Raw genomic sequence first — 22,501 nt, forward strand, 5'->3', positions numbered from 1 at the left:
ACATCACGACCGCGCGAGCTCCCCGAGATGCTCCCGCGGGAGCACCTCACCTCACGCCACACACCCCGATCGCCCCGCGCGTCCCGACGGTTGCCACCGCCACCGGGTCGTCCGGCTGCACGAGATCCGCCAAGGCGAGCCGGTTCGGCCGCCGTGCGCCGCAGCTCGTGCACTCGTGCACCACCACCCAGCCTTTGCCCCGGCGCTGCTCCACCGCGACCGGGCGCATCACCGCACCACAGCCTGCCGCCCGGTCCCCCGGCTGCACGTCCAGGTGCACCGAGCACAGGCAGGCCGGGCAGTGGTTACGGAAACGTCCCCCTGTGCACGGACGGACCGCCGTCGCGCAGCACACACACCGGAACGCGACGTTCTCCACGATCCGGACCGAAGTTCTGGTCATGACCTGCTCCACGTCGTCGCGACAACGAGTGGTGCAGGGTTCCGTTGGTTCTCCCCCGGGCTTGCGGGGTCTCGGGCTGGCGGAGCGAGGGACGCGATTCACCGCAGGTGCGATTACTTCCGGTTCCTGCTTCACCGCACGGCGAGCGGGTGCTCGGGTGCGGCTCCGGACCACGACCGGGTTCCCCGGCCACTGTCACCAGCCGGCGCTGCGCAGGTGCGCTCACGCGGCGGGTGCCACCGGTAGGTGTCAGCTCCGCGCCACCGACGTCGGCGCCGTCCCCTGACGGTCAGGCCATGACGATGGCAACAGGTGCCATGTGCTCTCCTCTTCCAGAGGTTCTCAGCCGCCGCGGCGGGCGCGCAGCGCCTCCAGCGCCTCGTCCAGCAGGGCGGCGCCCTCGGCGTCGCTGCGGCGCTCCTTCACGTACGCCAGGTGGGTCTTGTACGGCTCGTTCCTCGGCGCCGAGGGCGGGTTCTCCCGGTCCTGCCCGGCGGGCAGCCCACAGCGTGGGCAGTCCCAGGTCTCCGGGATCGCCAGACCGGGCTCCTCGGCGAAGCTGGGCTTGGTCTCGTGCCCACCGGCGCACCAGTAGGACACCCACACCCGCGGCGCGGCCTCCCCGCGCTCCGCCTCTCCCATCGGGCCCGCTCCGACGCGGGACCCTCGGATCGCACTACCGCCTGCCATGCTGCTCCTCAGATCGCGAACCGCTGCACGAGACCGAGCAGCACGATGACGACGCCCCAGACGATGGCCGAGCCGACCGTGATCCGGTTCAGGTTGCGCTCGGCGACCCCGGAGGAGCCGAGGCTGGAGGACAACCCGCCGCCGAACATGTCGGACAGACCGCCCCCCTTCCCCTTGTGCATGAGGATGGTCAGCACCAGCATCGCACTGGTGAGCACCAGCAGGACCTGAAGGACGATGGTCAGAATGGTCACGGCCTGGCGTACTTCCTCAACTGGACGGCTCGCGCGCGACGTCGGCGCGCCTGGGACTCACGTGATTCTACGCGATGTGCGCAGCGGGTCTACAGACCCACCTGGTGGGACTGGTAGCGGGCGATGGCGGCGAACTCCTCCGCCTGCAGGCTCGCACCACCCACCAGTGCGCCGTCCACATCCGTCTGCGCCATGATCGAGGCGACGTTGCTGGACTTCACCGAGCCGCCGTAGAGCACGCGCACCGCCTCTGCCACCTCCGTGGAGTACAGCTCGGCGATCCGGGCGCGGATCGCCGCGCACACCTCCTGGGCGTCCTCCGGGGTGGCGACCTCGCCGGTACCGATGGCCCAGACCGGCTCGTAGGCCACGACGGTGCGGGCGGCGTCCTCGGCGGAGATACCGGTATAGGCGCCGTCCACCTGGGCGATGGTGTGCGGCACCTGCTCACCGGCCTGGCGGACCTCGAGCCCCTCACCCACGCAGATGATGGGTGTGATGTCGGCACCCAGTGCCGCCTTCGCCTTGGCCCCGACCAGCGCGTCGTCCTCACTGTGGTACTGGCGTCGCTCGGAGTGGCCCACGACGGCGTAGCTCACCCCGAGCTTGGCCAGCATCGTGGCGGACACCTCACCGGTGTAGGCGCCCTTCTCGTGGGCGGAGATGTCCTGCGCGCCGTAGCCGATCTCCAGCTTGTCGGCGTCCACGAGGGTCTGCACCGAGCGCAGGTCGGTGAACGGTGGGCACACCACCACCTCCACGGCGTCGTAGTCGTGCTTGGCGTCCTTGAGGGTCCAGGCGAGCTTCTGCACCAGGTGGGTGGCCTCGTGGTGGTCGAGGTTCATCTTCCAGTTGCCCGCCATCAGCGGGGTACGGCTGGTAGCCATCGGTCGTTACCTTTCGCGGGAGCAGATCAGTTCGGGACGTCGGTCTCAGTTCAGCACGTCGATACCGGGCAGGGTCTTGCCCTCGAGGAACTCTAGGGAGGCACCACCGCCGGTGGAGATGTGGCTGAAGCCGTCCTCGTCGAAGCCGAGGGTGCGCACGGCCGCGGCGGAGTCACCACCGCCGACGATGGTGAACGCGCCCCGGGAGGTGGCATCGACCAGCGCCTGGGCGACAGCCTTCGTGCCGCCGGCGAACGCGTCGAACTCGAAGACGCCCATCGGGCCGTTCCACACGACGGTCTTGGCATCGAGGATCGCGGCGCGGAACTGGTCACCGGCCTTCGGACCGATGTCCAGGCCGATCTGGTCGGCGGGCATGTCATCGGCGGCGACGACCGTGGCAGGCGAGTTCGCCTTGAACTCCGGCGCTACGACGATGTCGGTGGGCAGCACGATCTGCACACCGCGGTCGGCGGCGGTGGCCAGGTAGCCCTTGACCGTGTCGATCTGGTCTTCCTCCAGCAGGGAGTTGCCCACCCGGTACCCCTGGGCGGCGAGGAAGGTGAACACCATGCCACCGCCGATGAGCAGCCGGTCGGCCTTGGTGAGCAGGTTGGCGATCACGCCCAGCTTGTCGGAGACCTTCGACCCGCCGAGGACCACGACGTAGGGCCGCTCGGGCTCCACGGTCGCCCGCCGCAGCGCTTCGACCTCGGTCTGCACCAGGGAGCCGACCGCGCTGGGCAGCACCTTGGCGACGTCGTAGACGCTGGCCTGCTTGCGGTGCACCACACCGAACCCGTCGGAGACGAAGACATCCGCGAGCCCGGCGAGCTCGCGGGCCAGCCCGTCACGCTCGGCGTCGTCCTTGGACGTCTCCCGGGCATCGAAGCGGATGTTCTCCAGCAGCAGCACCTGCCCGTCGCCCAGCTCACCGGCGGCCGCCTTGGCGCCGTCCCCGATGGTGTCCGGGGCGAGGGTCACCGGGGCACCGAGGAGCTCACCCAGCCGCTCGGCCACCGGTGCCAGGGAGAAGGCCGGGTCCACCGTGCCCTTCGGCCGGCCCAGGTGCGCGGTGACGATCACCTTCGCACCGGCCTCGACCAGGCGCTTGAGCGTGGGCAGCGCGGCCCGGATACGACCGTCGTCGGTGATGGTGGTGCCGTCCAGCGGCACGTTGAAGTCGGAGCGGACCAGGACACGCTTGCCGCGCAGGTCGCCGAGGTCGTCGATGGTCTTCATGGTGAGCCTTCCCTTGTTCTGCTGGTCGAGGAGGTGCGGCGGACATGACTCGCGCCCGCGTGCGCACTGGCACGCGGGCGCGAGTCATGCGGCGGCGATGCTCAGAGCCGCTCGCCGATGTAGCTGGTGAGGTCCACCATGCGCTGGGAGAAGCCCCACTCGTTGTCGTACCAGGAGACGACCTTCACCTGGTCGCCGATCACCCGGGTCATACCCGCGTCGAAGATGCTCGAGGCCGGGTCGCCGGCGATGTCGGTGGAGACCAGCGGGTCCTCGGAGTAGACCAGGATGCCCTTGAGCTCCTCGGACTCGGCGGCAGCCTTCACCGCGGCGTTCACCTCCTCGACGGTGACCTCCCGGGATGCCGTGAAGGTCAGGTCGGTGGCTGAACCGGTCGGGACCGGTACCCGCAGCGCGAAGCCGTCCAGCTTGCCGGCGAGCTCCGGGAGCACCAGGGAGACGGCCTTGGCCGCACCGGTGGTGGTCGGGATGATGTTCAGTGCGGCAGCGCGTGCGCGGCGCGGGTCGCGGTGCGGGCCGTCCTGCAGGTTCTGGTCCGCGGTGTAGGCGTGCACCGTGGTCATCAGGCCACGGACGATGCCGACGCTGTCGTTCAGCGCCTTGGCCAACGGTGCCAGGCAGTTGGTGGTGCAGGAGGCGTTGGAGACGATGTGGTGGTTCTCCGGGTCGTAGCTGGTGTGGTTCACACCGACCACGAAGGTCGCGTCCTCGTTCTTCGCCGGGGCGGAGATGATCACCTTCTTGGCGCCAGCGTCCAGGTGCGCCTTCGCCTTGGTGGCGTCGGTGAAGATCCCGGTGGACTCGATGACGACGTCCGCACCGATCTCCCCCCACGGCAGGTTCGCCGGGTCGCGCTCTTCGAACGCCTTGAAGGTCTGGTTGCCGACCGTGATCGAGGTCTCGTCGTAGGAGACCTCCTCGGCGAGCTTGCCGAGGATCGAGTCGTACTTGAGCAGGTGTGCGAGCGAGGCGTTGTCGGTCAGGTCGTTCACACCGACGACCTGGATGTCCGCACCGCTGGCGAGCACCGCCCGCAAGAAGTTCCGTCCGATACGGCCGAAGCCGTTGATGCCGACGCGGATGGTCACGTTTTCCTCCTGGCGCGCTCGGTGCGCGCATAGCGTCTGGATTCACAGGTTGCGCCGCTGGCGCGGGTCCCGAGGGGAGCTCGGTGCGGAGTGCTTCCGACCAGGATGGCCGGAGTGGGCGATCACCGCAGGCTCTACGGTACACCCGGCGGAGACCAAGTTCCGTTCTGGTCCCGGTCAAGGGTGACCGCGATCACATATCCAGCATGTCCTGGGTGAGGTTGCTCTCCGTGTCCGGTACGCCGAGCTCGTGCGCGCGCTTGTCCGCCATGGCCAGCAGCCGCCGGATCCGGCCGGCGATCGCGTCCTTGGTCAGCGGGGGGTCGGACAGCTGGCCGAGCTCCTCCAGGCTCGCCTGCTTGTTCTCCAGGCGGAGCCGGCCGGCCTGCTGCAGGTGCTCGGGCACGTCGTCGCCGAGCAGCTCGAAGGCCCGCTCCACCCGTGACCCCGCAGCCACGGCGGCCTGTGCGGAACGGCGCAGGTTGGCATCGTCGAAGTTGGCCAGCCGGTTCGCCGTACCACGCACCTCCCGGCGGATGCGCCGCTCCTCCCAGGCGATCACCGCGTCGTGGGCGCCCATCCGGGTGAGCAGCGCGCTGATCGCGTCCCCGTCGCGGATCACTACGCGGTCCACACCGCGCACCTCTCGGGCCTTGGCGGGCACCCCCAGCCGGCGGGCCGCCCCGACCAGGGCCAGCGCGGCCTCCGGACCTGGGCAGGTCACCTCGAGCGCAGAGGACCGGCCCGGCTCGGTCAGCGAGCCGTGCGCCAAGAACGCCCCCCGCCAGGCGGCGACGGCGTCGCCGACGCTGGCGTTCACCACGTGCGGGGGCAGCCCGCGCACCGGGCGGCCGCGGGAGTCGAGCAGACCGGTCTGCCGGGCGAGTGCCTCGCCCCCGGTCACCACCCGTACCACGTACCGGTTCCCGCGGCGCAGCGCACCACCGGAGACGACGATCACCTCGCTGGCGTGCCCGTACACCTCGTGGATCGTCTGCCGCAGCCGACGGGCGGCCACCCCGGTGTCCAGCTCGGCCTCCACGACGATCCGCCCAGAGATGATGTGCAGCCCCCCGGCGAACCGCAGCGTGGCTGCGACCTCTGCCTTCCGGGCGGACATCTTGTCCACCCGCAGCCGGGCCAGTTCGTCCTTCACGTCGGCGGTCAATGACATGAGCGCCATCCTGCCATTCATCCTGACCTCTCTCCGACGTCGCCGAGGAACCGTTCGAAGGCGTCCGAGTACGCCGCAGCCAGCCGGAGCGTATCGTGCCGCGGGGTGCCGTCGCCCTCACTGACCTGACGCAAGAGTAGCCGTGCACCGACCGCCTGTGCGCTGCGGGTGAGGTCGTCGAGGTCCTGCACCGAGGAGGGGTCGGCGAGCACCACGTCCAGACGCAGGTCCGGGGCATAGTCCACCAGGGAGCGCACATGGTCGGCGGCGCTGTACCCGGTGGTCTCTCCGTCTTGCGCGGACAGGTTGAGGGTGAGCACGCGCCGCGCCTCGGTCTCCTGCAGGGCGGTGGCGATCTCCGGGACGAGCAGGTGCGGCATCACCGAGGTGAACCAGGAACCGGGGCCGAGGATCACCCAGTCGGCGGTGCGGATCGCGGCAACCGCCTCGGCGCAGGCCGGCGGCTCGGCGGGGATCAGCCGCACCCGCTCCACCTTGCCGGCGGTGACCGCCAGCCGGGACTGGCCGCGGACCAGGGAGTGCGGTGCGTTCGGTCCCGGCCCGAGCAGCACATCGGCCTCGATGTCCAGCGGGACGGAGGCCATCGGCAGCACTCGGCCCTTGGCGCCGAGCAGCTCGCCGATCAGGTCCAGCCCGGCGACCGGGTCCTCGAGCAGCTCCCAGACGGTGGCGATGAGCAGGTTCCCCACCGCGTGCCCGTCCAACGGTCCGGGCGAGACGAACCGGTGCTGCAGCACGTCCCGCCACACGTGCCCCCAGTCGGAGGTGTCGCACAGCGCGGACAGGGCCATCCGCAGGTCACCGGGCGGCAGCACACCGAGCTCCTGGCGCAGCCGTCCGGAGGATCCGCCGTCGTCGGCGACGGTGACCACAGCGGTCACCTCGGTGGTGACGTGCCGCAGCGCACCCAGGGTGGCAGCCAGGCCGTGGCCGCCGCCCAGGGCGACGACCCGGGGCTGGTGGTCGCGCCGATAAGCCCGCACCGGCGGCATGCCGATCCTCATTCTCGCCCCAGGTCCCGGTGGACGGTGCGCACTGTGCGGCCTTCGGCCCGCAGCCGGGTGGCGATCGCCTCGGAGATCGCCACCGAACGGTGCTTGCCACCGGTGCAACCGACCGCGAGGGTCACATACGGCTTCTGCTCCGCCAGGTAGCCGTCCAGGACCGGGTTGATCGCGGCCACGTACGCGTCGACGAAGTCCTCGGCGCCCTGCAGGTTGAGCACGTAGTCGCGCACCGGTTCGTCCTTGCCGGTCAGGTGCCGCAGCTCGGTCACCCAGTACGGGTTCTTCAGGAACCGCACGTCCACCACGTGGTCGGCATCCAACGGCAGCCCGTACTTGAAGCCGAAGGAGACGGTCGTGATCCGTAGCGGCGCCGCCTCGGCCTCGGTGGCCACCGTGTCACGCACCGCCCGGGCGAGGTCGTGCACGGACAGCTCACTGGTGTCCAGGGTGACGTCTGCCCGGGACCGCAGGTGGGCGAGCAGGCGGCGCTCCTCGGCGATGCCGTCCAGCATGCGACCATCACCCTGCAGCGGGTGCGGGCGGCGCACCTGCTCGAACCGGCGCACCAGCGCCTCGTCGGAGGCGTCCAGGAACACGATCCGGTAGTCCAGGCGGGCGCTGCGCAGGTCGTCGAGCACCTGCACCAGGTCGGCGAAGAACTCCCGGGAGCGCACGTCCACCACCGCGGCCAGCCGGCGCACACCGCCGTCGGTCTGCGTCATCATCCCGGCCAACGCGAGCAGCATCCGCGGCGGCAGGTTGTCCACCACGTACCAGTCGAGGTCCTCGAGCACCGCCGCGGTGCGGGACCGGCCCGCCCCGGACATCCCGGTGATGATGATCACCTCGGGGCGGTCGTCGCTGGGCGGCGGTGCGGTCTCGTCGAGCAGCGGGATGCCTTGGGGGACGGTCGGGGGCGGCTCGGGCCGAGTCTCCTCGCTCATGGACTCAGGATGGCACGTCCTGCGCCGGCGTGTCGGCAGCTGTGGGAGTGCGCAGCGCAGCAGAGATCGTCGCCGCCAGCGCCGGCCCGATCCCGGGCACCTGCGCGATCTCGGTCACGTCCGCCTGGGTGAGCGCCCGGACCGAGCCGAACTGCCGCAGCAGCGCCGCCTGCCGTTTCGGCCCCAGTCCGGGGACGGCGTCCAGCGCCGACCGGGTCATCCCCTTCCCGCGTCGCTTGCGGTGGTGGGTGATCGCGAACCGGTGCGCCTCGTCCCGCAACCGCTGCAGCAGGAACAGCCCGTCGCTGCTGCGCGGCAGCACCACCGGGAACTCCTCCCCCGGCAACCAGACCTCCTCGAGCCGCTTGGCCAGGCCGACCACGGACACATCCGTGATGCCCAGCTCCCCCAGCGCAAGGTGAGCCGCGGCGACCTGGGGGGCTCCGCCGTCGACCACCACCAGCTGCGGCGGGTAGGCGAACCGGCGCTTCTCCGCCACTGCCGTGGGGACAGCGCTACCGCTCACCCGCTCTCCGTCCTCCGCAGCGTCGATGTCGGCACTGGCAGCCCCGGCCCGCTCGGCGAGATAGCGGCGGAACCGGCGGGTGAGCACCTCGTTCATCGCCTCGGTGTCGTCCCGGGCGCCCTCACCGTCCTCGCCACGGACCACGAAGTGCCGGTACTCGCTCTTGCGGGGCAGCCCGTCCTCGAACACCACCATGGACCCGACCTGCTCGGTGCCCTGCGTGTGGGAGATGTCGTAGCACTCGATGCGCAGCGGCGACTCCGGCAGCCCGAGGTACTCGGTCAGCTCAGCCAGGGCCTGGGACCGGGCGGTGAGGTCACCGGCGCGGCGGGTCTTGTGCAGCGCGAGCGCGTGCTCGGCGTTCTGCGCCACCGTCTGCGCCAGGGCGCGCTTGTCCCCACGCTGAGCCACGTGGATGCGCACCTTCGCGCCCCGGATGCCGCGCAGCCAGGCGCTGATCTGCTCCAGGTTCTCCGGCAGCACCGGCACGATGATCTCCCGGGGCACTGTGTGCGCACTGTCGGCACCTTCGGCGAGATCGCCGTAGACCTGCTCCAGCAGGCGTTCCACCAGCTCTGCCTCGGTGACCGCCTCGACGCGTTCGGTGACCCAGCCGCGCTGGCCGCGGATCCGGCCGTCGCGCACGTGGAACACCTGCATCGAGGCCTCCAGCTCGTCGGCGGCCATCGCGAACACATCGGCGTTCGTACCGTCGGGGAGCACCACAGCGTTCTTCTCCACGACCTTGGTCAGCGCGGCCAGGTCGTCGCGCAACCGGGCGGCACGCTCGAAGTCCAGCTCGGCCGAGGCCTGCTTCATCTCCCGCTCCAGGCGGCGCACGTAGGGTCCGGTCTGCCCGGCCATGAAGTCGCAGAGCTCCTCGGCCATCGCCCGGTGGTCCGCCACGGAGATCCGGTCCACGCACGGGGCGGCACACTTGTCGATGTAGCCGAGCAGGCAGGGGCGGCCGGACTGCTGGGCCCGGTTGTACACCCCCTTGGAGCAGGACCGGATCGGGAACACCCGGAGCAGCAGGTCGACGGTCTCCCGGATCGCCCAGGCGTGGGAGTAGGGGCCGAAGTAGCGGTTGCCCTTGCGCTTGGCGCCGCGGGTGACCAGCACCCGGGGGACCTCCTCGCTCATCGTGACGGCCAGGTACGGGTAAGACTTGTCGTCGCGGTACTTCACGTTGAACCGCGGGTCGTAGGTCTTGATCCAGGAATACTCCAGCGCCAGGGACTCCACCTCGGTGGCGACCACGGTCCACTCCACGCTCGCTGCTGTGGTGACCATCTGCTGGGTGCGCGGGTGCAGGCCAGCCACGTTCTGGAAGTAGCTGGACAACCGGGCGCGCAGGTTCTTCGCCTTGCCGACGTAGATGACCCGGCCGTGGGCGTCCCGGAACCGGTAGACCCCCGGGTCGGTGGGGATCTCGCCCGGCTTGGGGCGGTAGGTGCTCGGGTCGGCCATGCCTTCCAGGGTAGTTCGCGCTAGCGTGTGGGGATGGGACCCCTTCACTCGTATTCAGTCGTCGTGGACTGGACCGGCGCCGGGGATCGCGGCACGGAGTCCTACACCTCCTACGGGCGGGACCACGTGGTCCGCATCGAGGGCAAGCCGCCACTACCGGGCTCGGCCGACGTGGCGTTCCGGGGCGATGTGGACCGGTATTCCCCCGAGGACCTGTTCGTGGCGGCGCTGGCGCAGTGCCACCTGCTCTGGTTCCTGCACAAGGCAGCGATGGCGGGGGTGGTGGTGACGGGGTACACCGACCGGGCCACCGGCACGATGCGGGTAGAGGTCGCCGGTGCGGGCCAGTTCACCGAGGTGGTGCTGCACCCGAAGGTGCAGGTCGCCGAACCGGTGGCCGAGGACGTGATCGCCGACCTGCACCAGCAGGCGCACGACCACTGTTTCATCGCCCGGTCGGTGAACTTCCCGGTGCGGCACGCCCCGCTGACCACGCAGGTAGCGGCGCGGGCGTAGCACTCAGGCAGACGCCGCGGACTTCTGCCGTCGGGACTTGCCCTTGGCTGCGGCTGCCTTGCGGCGGGCGGAGCGGGCCTTGGGTCGAGCGAGAGCCGCGACCTCCGTGACCGGCCGCAGCTCCGGGCGCGCGTCGGGCCCGAGGATCTCGGCGAGGAAGTGTCCGGTGTGCGAGGCCTCCACCGTGGCCAGGTCCTCCGGAGTGCCCTCGCCGACGACCATACCGCCGCCAGAACCCCCTTCAGGGCCCATGTCGATCACCCAGTCCGCGTTCTTGATGACGTCCAGGTTGTGCTCGATGATGATCACCGTGTTGCCCTTCTCCACCAAGCCCTGGAGCACGTCCATCAGCTTGCGGATGTCCTCGAAGTGCAGCCCGGTGGTGGGTTCGTCGAGCATGTAGACGGTGCGCCCGCTGGACCGCTTCTGCAGTTCGGCGGCCAGCTTGACGCGTTGCGCCTCACCACCGGAGAGGGTGGGGGCCGGCTGACCGAGTCGTACGTATCCCAGCCCGACGTCGACCAGCGTACGGAGGTGTCGGGCGATCGCCGGGACGGCGGCGAAGAACTCGGCAGCCTCGGCGATCGGCATGTCCAGCACCTCGGCGACCGTCTTGCCCTTGTAGTGCACCTCGAGGGTCTCCCGGTTGTACCGGGCGCCGTGGCAGACCTCGCAGGGCACGTACACGTCCGGCAGGAAGTTCATCTCGATCTTCAGGGTGCCGTCGCCGTGGCAGGCCTCGCACCGACCACCTTTGACGTTGAAGGAGAACCGGCCCGGGGTGTAGCCGCGGACCTTCGCCTCGGTCGTCTCGGCGAACAGGCGGCGCATGTGGTCCCACACCCCGGTGTAGGTGGCGGGGTTGGACCGTGGCGTGCGCCCGATCGGGCTCTGGTCCACGTGCACGACCTTCTCCAGGTCGTCCAGACCGGTGACCCGCTTGTGCCGACCGGGTACGTGCCGGGCCCCGTTCAGCTCGTTGGCGAGCACGTTGTAGAGGATCGCGTTGACCAGCGTGGACTTGCCGGAGCCGGAGACTCCGGTCACCGCGGTGAGCGTGCCGAGCGGGAAGGACACGTCGATGGCGCGCAGGTTGTTCTCGATCGCCCCGTGCACCTGCACCCACCGGTCGGGGTCCGGTGTGCGACGCTGCGTGGGGACGGGGATGGTGCGCCGCCCGGCCAGGTACGCCCCGGTGAGGGAGTCTGGCGCCTCGAGCAGCCCGGCATAGTCACCGGAGTGCACGATGTGCCCGCCCTGCTCACCCGCACCGGGGCCGATGTCCACGATCCAGTCAGCGGTGCGGATGGTGTCTTCGTCGTGCTCGACGACGATCAGCGTGTTGCCCAGGTCCCGCAACCGGGTCAGGGTCTCGATGAGACGACGGTTGTCCCGCTGGTGCAGGCCGATGCTCGGCTCGTCCAGCACGTACAGCACCCCGACCAGCCCGGACCCGATCTGGGTGGCCAACCGGATCCGTTGCGCCTCCCCACCGGAGAGCGTGGCCGCAGGCCGGGACATGCTCAGGTAGTCCAGGCCCACATCGAGGAGGAAGCCGAGCCGGGCGTGGATCTCCTTGAGCACCTGCGCGGCGATCGCCGCCTCCCGCTCCCCCAGCTGCAGACCGTCGAGGAACGCTTTGGCCTCCCGGATGGACAGGTCGCACAGCTGTGCGATCGACTTGCCCCCCACGGTCACGGCGAGCACCTCGGGCTTGAGCCGGGCTCCCTGGCAGACAGGGCACGGCACCTGCCGCATGTACTCCTCGTACTTGTCCCGGGACCACTCGGACTCGGTCTCGTGGTGCCGCCGCTCCAGGAAGGCGATCACTCCTTCGAACCCGGTGGAGTAGGACCGTTCCCGGCCCCACCGGTTCCGGTACCGCACGTGCACCTTGTGGTCCTTGCCGTAGAGCACCGCGTCCTTGGCGCGCTTGGGCAGCGCCCGCCACGGCACGTCCACGGAGAAGCCCAGGTCCTCGCCGAGGGCGGTGAGGATGCGGTCGAAGTACTGCGAGCTCGCGCTGGCCCACGGTGCCACCGCCCCCTCGGCGAGGGTGAGCTCCTCGTCCGGGACGACCAGGTCGGGGTCCACCTCCAGCCGGGTACCGATCCCGGTGCACTCCGGGCAGGCGCCGTAGGGGGCGTTGAAGGAGAAGGTGCGCGGTTCCATCTCCTCCAGGCTGAGCGGGTGGTCGTTCGGGCAGGCACGCTTCTGGGAGAACCGCCGCTGCCGGCCGGGGTCGTCTGGTCCCAGGTCCACGAAGTCGGCCACGACCAGACCGTCGGCGAGGCCCAGAGCGGTCTCCACCGAGTCGGTGAGCCGCTGCCGGATGGTCGGGCGCACGACCAGTCGGTCCACCACCACGTCGATGGTGTGCTTGAGCTTCTTCTCCAGCACCGGTGGCTCGGCGAGCTGGATGAGCTCTCCGTCGACCATGGCGCGGGCGAAGCCACGGGACTGCAGCTCGCGGAACAGCTCGGAGTACTCCCCCTTGCGCCCGCGCACCACCGGGGCGAGCACCTGGAACCGGGTGCCCTCCGGCATCTCCCGCAACCGGTCGACGATCTGCTGCGGGGTCTGCGCCACTACCTGCTCGCCGCACACCGGGCAGTGCTGCGTGCCGGCGCGGGAGTACAGCAGCCGCAGGTAGTCGTACACCTCGGTGATCGTGCCGACGGTCGAGCGCGGGTTGCGGTTCGTGGACTTCTGGTCGATGGACACTGCCGGGGAGAGCCCCTCGATGAAGTCGACGTCCGGTTTGTCCATCTGACCGAGGAACTGCCGCGCATAGGCGGACAGCGACTCCACGTACCGGCGCTGCCCCTCGGCGAAGATCGTGTCGAACGCCAGCGACGACTTCCCGGAGCCGGACAACCCGGTGAACACGATCAACCGGTTCCGGGGGAGGTCGACGTCGACGTCTTGGAGGTTGTGCTCGCGCGCGCCGCGAACCAGGAGGGAGTCACTCACGCGTGCCATGGTAGAACGACCGACCGACATAGTACAAGCGTTCGAGGTGCGTGCTCGGTCACAGCGCATCGTCAGGAGGTGAGCTCGACGCGAATCGGTGAGAGCCTGCTGCCATGACCACGAACCGTCCTGACAGCACTGGCACCCCCTTCGTTCCCGGGCACGTGGAGCGCGGCGGCCCGGCGATCGTCTGGCGCAGCGCCGACGCGGAGGTGCACAAGGCGAGCCTCTCCGCCATGGACAACAACGCATACCTGATCGTCGACCCTGCCACCGGTGACCACCTGCTCGTGGATGCCGCCGACGACCCAGCGCGGTTGCAGGAGCTGCTCGCGACCGAGGCCGCCACCGGCACGCTGGTCGGCATCCTCACCACCCACCGGCACCCCGACCACACCCATGCGCTGGCCGCGCTCACCAGCGCCACCGGTGCGCCCGTCCTGGCCGGCGCACCGGATGCCGACCACCTGCCCGTGCCGGCCGACCGCCGGCTCTCGCACGGGGACACGATCATGGTCGGCGAGCTGTCGTTGGACGTGGTCGGCCTGCGTGGGCACACACCTGGGTCCGTGGCGCTCGCTCTCGTCGTCGACGGCGTCCCTCCCCTGCTGTTCACCGGCGACAGCCTGTTCCCAGGGGGCGTGGGCAAGACCGGGTCGGCCGCCGACTTCCAGCAGCTGCTGGCGGACGTGACCGAGCGGATCTTCAACAGCTACTCCGACGACGCGGTGGTGCTGCCGGGCCACGGGGACAACACCACGCTCGGCACCGAACGGCCGGCGCTGTCCGACTGGCGAGCCCGCGGCTGGTGACCACGAGGGCGGGAGTACCCTGCCTGACCATGAGCACCTTCGCCGTCGAGTACACCTACGATGCCGACCGCAGCGAGGAGGCCGACCAGGTCCGGCCGGAGCACCGCGCGTTCCTGCGCGACCTGCTCGACCAGGGCCGGCTGCTCGCCTCCGGCCCGTGGGTCGGTGCGGCGCCCGGTGCGCTGCTGCTGGTCGTGGCCGACGACACCGCGGCCGTCGAGAGCCTGCTCGACGCCGACCCGTTCCACCGCGAGGGGCTGATCACCCGCCGCACCGTCCGCCGGTGGAACCCGGTGATCGGGCCGTTCACGGCCGACGCCGGCTAGTCCCGCGAACGCCGGCCCACGGTCAGCGACAGGACCGTGGTGATCGCCAGCACGCCGATGATCACGCCGAGGGACATCAGCGTCCCCGGTTCCGGGATGGCCTCCCAGGGCTCGCCGCCGTTGATGAACGGGAGCTCGTTGGTGTGCAGCGCATGGATCACCAGCTTGGCACCGATGAACGCCAGGATCGCGGCCAGCCCGTAGTGCAGGTAGACCAACCGGTCCAGCAGCCCGTCGATGAGGAAGTACAGCTGCAGCAGCCCGAGCAGGGAGAACGCGTTCGCTGCGAACACCAGGAACGGATCCTGGGTGAGCCCGAAGATCGCTGGGATCGAGTCCACGGCGAAGAGCACGTCGGCGCTGCCGATCGCGATGATCACCACCATCATCGGGGTCACGTGCCACCGGCCGGCCTGCTTGTGCAGCAACCGGTCGCCGACGAAGTCCTCGGTGGTCGGGAACAGCCGCCGCGCGACCCGGACCGCCACGTTCTCCTCGGCGCCCTCGTCGTCCTTCGTCCGTAGCTGGCTGGCCGCCGTGTACAGCAGGAACGCGCCGAACAGGTAGAACACTGCGCTGAACTGGTTGATCGCCGCCGCGCCGACGGCGATGAACGCTGCCCGCAGCACCAACGCGATGACGATGCCGATCAGCAGCACCTTCTGCTGGTACTCCCGCGGCACGCGGAAGCTGCTGAAGATGAGCACGAACACGAACAGGTTGTCCACGGACAGGGACTTCTCGGTGATGTACCCGGCGAAGTACTGCACGCCGAGGTCCTGACCGCCGGTCACCCAGACGGCCACGCCGAACAGCAGAGCGACCACGACGTAGGCCAGCGACCACAGCCCGGCCTCGCGCAGCGAGGGGGCGTGCGCCTTGCGCGCGTGGCCGAAGAAGTCGATCGCGAGCAGCACCACGATCACGCCGATCGTGGCGGCCCAGGCCCAGGCGGGAACATCCATCAGGAGACCTCCGGTGAGAGCAGATGACACCGGAGGTCTCCCCCGCCCGGGAACCGGGCCGCAGGCGCCGAGCCCGCACCGTACCGGGCTGAGATGACGGCGTCCGCGTCGATGGGGTACTCCCCTCCAGGCGATGAGTCTAGCGGTGCAGGCTCCGTTCCGGGGCCTCGGCGGAGGCGGCAGCACCGGCAGCCCGCTTCTTGCCGAAGGTCAGCGAGGTGACCGTGGTGACCAGGAGGATGCCGACGATCGCGACCAGGGACACGACCGTCGTCGGCTCCGGGATGACCTCCCACGGCTGGCCGCCGTTGATGAAGCCCAGCTCGTTCTCGTGCAGCGCGTGCAGCACGAGCTTGCTGCCGATGAACGCCAGGATCCCGGCCAGTCCGTAGTTCAGGTAGACCAGCTTGTCCAGCAGCCCGTCGATGACGAAGAACATCTGCCGCAGCCCCATCAGGGAGAAGGCGTTGGCGGCGAAGATGAGGAAGACCTCTTGGGTGAGTCCGAAGATCGCCGGGATGGAGTCCACGGCGAACAGCAGGTCCGCGCTGCCGATGGCGATCATCACGATCAGCATCGGGGTCACGTGCCGCCGCCCGTCCACCCGCGTGGTGAGGTGGTCGTCGACGTACCCCTCCGTGGTCGGGAACACCTTTCGGGTGAGCCGCACCGCCAGGTTGTCGCCGGAGCCTTCCTCGTCGTCGTTGCTCTTCAGCTGGGTGATGGCGGTGTAGATCAGGAATGCGCCGAAGATGTAGAACACGAAGGAGAAGTGGTTCACCACCGTGGCGCCGGCCAGGATGAACACCGTGCGCAGCGCCAAGGCGATGATGATGCCGACCAGCAGCACCTTCTGCTGGTACTTCCGGGGCACCCGGAAGCTGGTCATGATCAGCACGAACACGAACAGGTTGTCCACGGAGAGGGAGAGCTCCGTGATGTACCCGGAGTAGTACTGGACGGCGAAGTCCCCGCCCCACTCCCAGAGCACGACCAGCCCGAACAGCAACGCCACGCTGACGTAGGAGACCGACCAGAGGGAGGCTTCTTTCAGCCCCGGTTCATGGGCCTTGCGGATGTGGCCGAAGAAGTCGATCGACAACATCGTGACGATGAGTGCGACCAGCAGGATCCATGCCCAGGGTTCGACGTGCAACTACTGACCTCCGGTGAGTACGACGGACACCGGAGGTCTCCCCCACCCGGGCACCGGGCCGATGGCACCGAGCCTGCTGCTGGGCAGACTGTGGTGACGACACCATCGCTTGTGGGGTACTCCCCTCCACTGCGGGCGAGTCTAGCCCTGATCCGCACCTGTCGCGGGTCGGGCTGGTCACACTCAGCGTGTCGGTTCGTGGTCTGCCCCCGCCTCCGTGCTCGGAGCGGGGAACGCTGCAGCCGCAGCGGCGCTCAGCGTGGTGGCGGCGCGAGCAGCCAGCCGAGTGCCTGCCCGACTGAGCAGCCCGGGGCGGGGCAGCCGGTCGGTCATCTCCGCGAACTCGGTAGCCACCTGGTCACCGGCGCCCTGGGTGAGGCGGCTGACCAGCACGACGATCAGGAGCGTGAGGGCGAATGCGGGCACCAGCTCGTGCAGCGCCTGGTCGATCCCGGTGCGAACCCACAGCAGGATGCTCACGACGCCGCTGGCCAGTCCGGCCAGCGCACCCCAGCTGGTGGTTCCCCGCCAGAACAGGGTGAGCAGCACGATGGGTGCGAACGCCACGGCGAACCCGGCCCAAGCGAGGGTCACCAGGTCGAGCGCCGGGAGCAGGCCGCGGTGCGCGAGCCACGTGGCGCTGGCGGCCACGACCAGCACCGCGAGCCGGCTCAGCGCTACGTGCCGGCGGTGCGGAACCTGGCTGCGGGTGGCGAGCCGATACAGGTCCTCCACCAGCGCGGAGGAGCACAGCAGCAGCTGGCTGGCCACAGTGCCCATGATGGCGGCCAGCACACCTGTGGTCAGCACCGCCCCGAAGAACGGTGAGAACAGCAGCTCGGCGAGCCGGGCGACACCGTCCTCCGGGCGGTTCAGCGGTCGCCAGCTCTGCTCGAAGTAGGCGAGCGTGGTCAGGCCGACGAGGACCGCACCGGCGAACGCGACCACCATCCAGAGGAGCACGGTGCGGCGCGCCGCACGGGCGGCCCGTGGTGAGCGCAGCGCCATCATCCGTACCAGCAGGTGCGGTTGACCGACGTACCCTAGCGCCCAGGCGAGCGCGGTGAGCAGACCGGCGCCTACCCCGCCTGCGGCGAGCGACATTGCGCCGGGGTGCACGCTGGTCACCAGCTGGGTGGTCGTATCCCAGCCACCGAGCTCGTCCACCGCCCGGGTTCCGACGAGGACCAGCGCACCGGCGACCAGCAGTGCCAGCAGCACGTGCAGGTTCGCCACCCCGCGGAAGCCACCGAAGAGCACGGCGACGGTAATGACGGCCGCTACTGCCAGCAGCCCGAGCAGGTCGCCGGTACCGAAGGAAGCGGCGAAGAAGGCGCCACCGATCTGCAGTCCGGCGGCGAGATAGACGGTGAGGAGGACGAGGATGAGCAGCGCCGCGACGGCCCGCAGCAGGTGCGAGCGGTCGTGGGTGCGCCGGCCGATGAAGGTCGGCAGGGTGATCGCCTCCCCGGCGACCGGGGCATAGCTGCGCAGCCGAGGCGCCACGTAGGTCCAGGCGAACCAGGCGCCCAGGAGCAGCCCGATCGGGATCCAGGCGGCCTGCAGCCCGGAGGCATAGGCGGCGGCCGGCAGCAGCAGCACCAGCCACCAGGAGGCATCTGAGCCACCTGCGCTCAGACCAGCCACGCTGCCGGCCAGCCTCCGGTTCGCGAGCTGGTAGCCGGGCAGGGTGCGGGTGCTGCTGACCCCGGAATAGCCGAGGGCGAGGACCGCGATGAGGAAGAGGGCGATGGCCATCCAGACAGTGGTCTCGTCGCTCATCCGGACATCATGCCGTGCCCGGGCGGCCCGTGTCTGCTCGGTCCACCCGGGCGCGGCGGGACTGCTCCTGCCACCCTGCTACTTCATCGTGCCCTGGCTCACCGATCCCTGAAGCTGGCGCTGGAACAGGATGTAGGCGATCAGCACCGGGATGATGGTGATCACCACAGCGGCGAACAGCTGCCCCTGCCTGCTCTGGTAACCCGCCTGCGACACGAACGAGGCCACCGCCTGGGACAGCACCCAGTTCTCTCGGCTGGTGTTCAGCGCCACCGGCAGCAGGTACTGGTTCCACAGTCCGAGGAAGTTGAAGATCGCGACCGACGCCATCCCGCTGGTGGCCATCGGCAGCATCACCGAGAAGAACGTCCGCCACCTGCCGGCACCGTCGATCGCGGCGGCCTCGGAGATCTCCCCGGGCAGCCCCTGGAAGAACGAGTACAGGAAGAACACGGTGAACGGCAGCGCGAACGCGACGTAGGTGAGGGTCAGCCCCGGCAACGTGTTCAGCACGCCCAGGTTCTGCAGCACGAAGAACAGCGGCACGATCGCCAGGAACACCGGGAACGTCAGCCCGGCGAGCATCAGGTAGTAGATCGCCCGGCGGCCGAAGAACTCGAACCGGGCGAGCACGTAGGCGCACATCGCACCGAGCAGCATCACCAGCACCAGCGCAGCACCGACCACGAGGACTGTGTTGATCATCGCTCGGCCGAGCTGTCCCTCGGTGAGGGCTTTGATGAAGTTGTCGAGGTTCCACTGCTGCGGCAGCGCCAGCGGGTCGCCGGAGACGATCTCCCGATCGGTCTTGAACGAGGAGATGAAGACCCAGACCAGCGGCCCGATGACCACCAGCGACCAGATGATCAGCACCACGTGAGACCCCACTGCGACGGGCGTGTCGGCCCGCTTCGGGCGCCGCTGCGGTGGTGCTGTCTCGGAGACAGTCTCGGACAGTGTGGCCATCAGCTACTCCTCGTCGATCCACCGCTGAGCCGGTTGATGGTGAACACCAGCGCAGCGAACACCAGGGTCACCACGGCCATCGCCACACCGACCGCACTGGCATAGCCGAACTGGTTCTGGCTGAACGCCAACCGGAACAGGTACTGCGGCATGACCAGGGTGGAGTTGTCCGGTCCGCCGCTGTTGTTCAGGATGTGCATGAACACGAACGCGTCCAGGGCCGCGATGCCGATGTAGATCCACGCGGTCTGCACCGTTTCGCGGATGCTCGGTAGGGTGACCGACCACAGCGTGCGCAGGCGGCCCGCACCGTCCAGACGTGCCGCTTCGTAGACCTCTGCCGGTATCGACTTGATCGCGGCGATGAACAGCAGCATGTAGAAGCCCACACCGGCCCAGACGATGACGACCATCGAGGCGGGCATGGCGGTGCTGACACTACCGAGCCAGTTCTGTTCGAACGCGGCCGGCAGCAGCCTGTTCAGCAGCCCGTCAGACGGGTCGAACACCTTCATGAAGATCACGGCAGTGACCACTGCAGGGATCACATAGGGGAAGAAGGACACCACCCGGTAGAAGCCAGAGTTCTTCACCCCGACGGTCTGTCCTATACCGCGTCCTCCAACTGTGACCAACGTGGCGAAGATCAGTGCGATCACCAAGGTGACGAGCGGGATCACGATGGCGAGCTTGACGTTGTTGACCAGCGCAGTGAGAAACGTCCCGTCCTGGACCAGTCGGACGTAGTTGTCGAAGCCGACGATGTCGAACTCCTGGGAGAACCCGCCCCAGTTGGTGAAGGAGTAGAACGCGGCCTGCAGGAACGGCCAGATCACCAAGGTCAGGAACAGCGCCAACGGTAGTCCGAGGAACACCAGGAAGAAGCTGATGCTGTCGAACGACCACACTCTCCTCCGACGCGCCCGGCCGCCTGACCGGGGACCGGGCGCGCCGGCGCCAACAACTGGAGCTGTCACGAGACTGGGATGACTTCCTGGGTCTCGCGAGCCTCGTCGGTGATGGCTTGCAGATCACTGGTCAGCTCCTCCACGCTCTTGGAGCCGTCGAGGAAGCTGTTCCACACCGTGAGCTGCGCCTGGTTGAGGCCATAGAGGTTCACGAACTTGTGGGTGAAGGTGTCGGTGCCGGCAGCGGCCAGCATCTCGCTCTGCGACACCAGCGCGGTGGAACCGAAGCCGTCCTCCGGGACGGTGTCCGCGATGACGGTCGGGGCCAGCTTCTCCTTGGCGAAGTTGGCTGCCGCCTCCTGGGAGAGCATGATCCGCAGCATCTCCTTGCCACCGGCGCCGTTCTGCGCCTCGGTGGGCACGATGAACGGCTCACCGGCTTCCGAGTGCAGGGCGGTCACTGGCATCGCGGAGGAGTCGTCGACGACGAAAGACGGCACACCTGTCATCTGGAAGTCGTCCGCAGTGTTCGACTTCATCTCGTTCTCGATCCAGGATCCGGAGGGGTACAGCAGCGCCTCCTGCTCCAGGGACCACTGCGCCTGGGCCGTCTTGAACTCGGTCCCCGAGCCTCCGGGCTTGAAGTAGCCCGCGTCCACGATCTCCTTCATCGCGGTGAAGACAGCCTGGATTGCCTCGTGCGACCAGCAGTCCTCTTCGAGGTTCTCCAGGGTGAGCCTGACCTCGTCGCCCCCCTGCTTGATCGCCGAGTCGATCGCGAGGGTCTGGTAGTAGGTGGCTGCCTCCTTGCCCCAGACGAAGAGGTACAGGCCCTCGTCCTTGGCGGCGGCGCCGAGCTGCTTGGCTTCCTCCCAGGTGGTGGGCGGGGTCCAGCCGTGCTCGTCGAACAGGCTGGCGGAGTACCAGATCCCGTACAGGGAGAGGACGTAGTTGATCGCAGCCAGCTTGCCGTCGTAGACCCCAGAGTCGAGGACGTTCTCGCTGACCAGCGTGTCCCGGATGGTGGTGCCCTCCAGGTTCGGTGCATCGATGACGTCGGTGAGGTCCTCGATCTGGTCCATGATGGCGTTGAAACCCATCGACTGTGCGCCTGAGTTGTCGATCAGGTCCGGGGGGTTGCCGGCGACGAACCGCGGCTGCATGGTCGCCGTGATCTCCGTCTGCGGCTCCACGGTCGCCTCGCCGCCGTGCAGGTCGGCGAAGATGTCGGCGGCGAACTCGACGTAGTCCACGCCGTAGCCGCCGTTGAAGATCACGGTCTCGACCGTCGAGTCCGGCTCCACCCCGAATGGGTTGTCCGGGTCGACATCACCAGCGGGCTCGTCGCCGCCGTCATCGGTCTCGTCCTCACCGCCACCACCGCCGCCGGTGGCGCAGGAAGCGAGGGTGACACCGAGCGGAAGTGCCGCGGCGGTGTACAGGGCACCGCGAAGCACGGTGCGTCGGTCGGGAGCGGAGATGCGTGAGTCAGTCATCGTCCTTGATGCCCTTTCTGTGCTGGCATTCTGTGTGAAGGTGTGTTCACCGCCCGGGTGGGCCGGTGAGAGTGGGGCGCTGGCCCCGGTCGTCCCCGCTGACGGGGGTCACGCCAGACGGCGAAGGCGGCCTTCGTAGGCGTCCTCTAGTACACGGTTGTGCTCATCACCTCCTGGCCGGTTCGCCGAGATGTACAGCGGTGGTTCCTTGTCCGCGGCGAGCAGCCGTTCCACCACGCCCAGGGTGAGCACCTGGGCGATGTAGGCCGCGGTCAGTGACGACACCGCACCGGCGCCGTAGTCGTCGCCGAGCGTCAGCGTGGTGTCACCGTAGGGGGCGAGGTTGTCGATCACCACGTCGGCCACGTCTGCCAGCCGCTTGCCGCTGGGGTGCTTCGCGCTGACCGCTCGGGTGTGCTCCAGGCTGGTGACTGCGATGATCTTGTGCCCGCGCTCCGCCACTGCCAGGGCCAGGCCCACGACCGAGCCGTTCACCCCGGAGTTGGACGCGATAACGAACACGTCCTCCGGTGCGATCTGGGCTGTGGCGAGCAGCTCGTCGACCACACCGGGGTCCCGCTCCAGCTCCGACCCGCGCAGGTCGGCCACGTCCCGGTCGCCGAGCAGCGCCAGGTCGGACAGGGCGAGCTTGCTGGTCGGGATCAGCCCGCCGGCGCGGCCGGCCACCTCCATCGCGAACGCCTGGGAGTGCCCGGTGCCAAACGCCTGGATCACGCCGCCTGCCTCGATGGCGGTGGTGAGCAGGTCCACCGCCTCGTCGTACTCCCCCGCGGCGGCACGCTGAGCGAGCGTGCCCAGCCGGCGGGTGGTCTCGGTGAGGAACTCGGGGGCCGAGGTGATCATGGGGGTGTCT

At 69.1% G+C, this 22,501-nt stretch carries 21 protein-coding genes; 3 read left to right on the top strand and 18 right to left on the bottom strand.

The genetic code is table 11. The features are described from left to right. Nucleotides 1-46 precede the first annotated feature (46 nt). From K338_RS0101455 to uvrC, 10 genes are all read right to left on the bottom strand, one after another. The gene (locus K338_RS0101455; protein ID WP_022916408.1) at nt 47-403 is read right to left on the bottom strand and encodes an RNHCP domain-containing protein; all 357 of its coding nucleotides are present in this window, start codon (nt 401-403) and stop codon (nt 47-49) included. A 342-nt stretch (nt 404-745) separates the two neighbouring features. Further along, nucleotides 746-1,093, bottom strand: a complete 348-nt coding sequence (locus tag K338_RS0101460) for an RNA polymerase-binding protein RbpA (RefSeq protein WP_022916409.1) — start codon at nt 1,091-1,093, stop codon at nt 746-748. 8 nt (nt 1,094-1,101) lie between these two features. Next, the gene (gene secG, locus K338_RS0101465; protein ID WP_022916410.1) at nt 1,102-1,347 is read right to left on the bottom strand and encodes a preprotein translocase subunit SecG; all 246 of its coding nucleotides are present in this window, start codon (nt 1,345-1,347) and stop codon (nt 1,102-1,104) included. A gap of 89 nt (nt 1,348-1,436) precedes the next feature. Next, nucleotides 1,437-2,234, bottom strand: coding sequence for a triose-phosphate isomerase (tpiA, locus tag K338_RS0101470; protein WP_022916411.1), 798 nt, complete (start codon nt 2,232-2,234; stop codon nt 1,437-1,439). A gap of 45 nt (nt 2,235-2,279) precedes the next feature. After that, nucleotides 2,280-3,476: a phosphoglycerate kinase gene (locus K338_RS0101475; protein WP_022916412.1), complete on the bottom strand. Its 1,197-nt coding sequence runs from the start codon at nt 3,474-3,476 to the stop codon at nt 2,280-2,282. A gap of 101 nt (nt 3,477-3,577) precedes the next feature. Next, the gene (gene gap, locus K338_RS0101480; RefSeq protein ID WP_022916413.1) at nt 3,578-4,585 is read right to left on the bottom strand and encodes a type I glyceraldehyde-3-phosphate dehydrogenase; all 1,008 of its coding nucleotides are present in this window, start codon (nt 4,583-4,585) and stop codon (nt 3,578-3,580) included. 193 nt (nt 4,586-4,778) lie between these two features. Then, nucleotides 4,779-5,759: a DNA-binding protein WhiA gene (whiA, locus tag K338_RS0101485; RefSeq protein WP_027286304.1), complete on the bottom strand. Its 981-nt coding sequence runs from the start codon at nt 5,757-5,759 to the stop codon at nt 4,779-4,781. Nucleotides 5,760-5,776: 17 nt separating this feature from the next. Continuing rightward, complete coding sequence (locus K338_RS0101490) at nt 5,777-6,772, bottom strand: gluconeogenesis factor YvcK family protein (protein ID WP_022916415.1); 996 nt, start codon at nt 6,770-6,772, stop codon at nt 5,777-5,779. Nucleotides 6,773-6,780: 8 nt separating this feature from the next. Beyond that, on the bottom strand, nt 6,781-7,731 hold the full coding sequence (gene rapZ, locus K338_RS0101495) for an RNase adapter RapZ (RefSeq protein WP_022916416.1): 951 nt from the start codon (nt 7,729-7,731) through the stop codon (nt 6,781-6,783). Nucleotides 7,732-7,735: 4 nt separating this feature from the next. Then, nucleotides 7,736-9,727, bottom strand: coding sequence for an excinuclease ABC subunit UvrC (uvrC, locus tag K338_RS0101500; protein WP_022916417.1), 1,992 nt, complete (start codon nt 9,725-9,727; stop codon nt 7,736-7,738). 33 nt (nt 9,728-9,760) lie between these two features. Here uvrC and K338_RS0101505 point away from each other — a divergent pair, with 33 nt between their 5' ends. Then, on the top strand, nt 9,761-10,243 hold the full coding sequence (locus K338_RS0101505; protein ID WP_022916418.1) for an OsmC family protein: 483 nt from the start codon (nt 9,761-9,763) through the stop codon (nt 10,241-10,243). Nucleotides 10,244-10,246: 3 nt separating this feature from the next. Here K338_RS0101505 and uvrA read toward each other — a convergent pair whose 3' ends face one another. Then, entirely contained in the window at nt 10,247-13,225 is a 2,979-nt protein-coding gene (gene uvrA / locus K338_RS0101510; protein WP_022916419.1) for an excinuclease ABC subunit UvrA, read from the bottom strand. A 104-nt stretch (nt 13,226-13,329) separates the two neighbouring features. Here uvrA and K338_RS0101515 point away from each other — a divergent pair, with 104 nt between their 5' ends. Next, nucleotides 13,330-14,028, top strand: a complete 699-nt coding sequence (locus K338_RS0101515) for an MBL fold metallo-hydrolase (protein WP_022916420.1) — start codon at nt 13,330-13,332, stop codon at nt 14,026-14,028. A 29-nt stretch (nt 14,029-14,057) separates the two neighbouring features. After that, nucleotides 14,058-14,354 (top strand): YciI family protein, encoded by a 297-nt coding sequence (locus K338_RS0101520; RefSeq protein WP_022916421.1) that lies wholly within the window; start codon nt 14,058-14,060, stop codon nt 14,352-14,354. Here the strand turns inward: K338_RS0101520 and K338_RS0101525 are convergent. The 7 genes from K338_RS0101525 to K338_RS0101555 all read right to left on the bottom strand — a co-directional run bounded on the left by K338_RS0101525 (nt 14,351) and on the right by K338_RS0101555 (nt 22,491). Beyond that, nucleotides 14,351-15,319 (bottom strand): TerC family protein, encoded by a 969-nt coding sequence (locus K338_RS0101525; RefSeq protein ID WP_022916422.1) that lies wholly within the window; start codon nt 15,317-15,319, stop codon nt 14,351-14,353. The genes K338_RS0101520 and K338_RS0101525 overlap by 4 nt on opposite strands. Nucleotides 15,320-15,458: 139 nt before the next feature. Next, entirely contained in the window at nt 15,459-16,475 is a 1,017-nt protein-coding gene (locus K338_RS0101530) for a TerC family protein (protein ID WP_022916423.1), read from the bottom strand. A gap of 183 nt (nt 16,476-16,658) precedes the next feature. Beyond that, nucleotides 16,659-18,257, bottom strand: coding sequence for a sodium/proline symporter (locus K338_RS19830; RefSeq protein ID WP_022916424.1), 1,599 nt, complete (start codon nt 18,255-18,257; stop codon nt 16,659-16,661). 78 nt (nt 18,258-18,335) lie between these two features. Then, entirely contained in the window at nt 18,336-19,223 is an 888-nt protein-coding gene (locus K338_RS0101540) for a carbohydrate ABC transporter permease (protein WP_022916425.1), read from the bottom strand. Then, entirely contained in the window at nt 19,223-20,131 is a 909-nt protein-coding gene (locus tag K338_RS0101545) for a carbohydrate ABC transporter permease (RefSeq protein ID WP_022916426.1), read from the bottom strand. The genes K338_RS0101540 and K338_RS0101545 overlap by 1 nt, the downstream gene beginning before the upstream one ends. Before the next feature lie 65 nt (nt 20,132-20,196). Then, nucleotides 20,197-21,627 (bottom strand): N-acetylglucosamine/diacetylchitobiose ABC transporter substrate-binding protein, encoded by a 1,431-nt coding sequence (ngcE, locus tag K338_RS0101550; protein ID WP_022916427.1) that lies wholly within the window; start codon nt 21,625-21,627, stop codon nt 20,197-20,199. Nucleotides 21,628-21,735: 108 nt separating this feature from the next. Then, nucleotides 21,736-22,491 carry a sugar isomerase domain-containing protein gene (locus tag K338_RS0101555; RefSeq protein WP_022916428.1) on the bottom strand — a complete coding sequence of 252 codons (756 nt, stop codon included), beginning with the start codon at nt 22,489-22,491 and terminating at the stop codon, nt 21,736-21,738. Nucleotides 22,492-22,501: the final 10 nt, after the last annotated feature.

Origin of the sequence: Ruania albidiflava DSM 18029 (assembly GCF_000421225.1) — a bacterium.
GTDB classification, from domain to species: Bacteria; Actinomycetota; Actinomycetes; order Actinomycetales; family Beutenbergiaceae; genus Ruania; species Ruania albidiflava.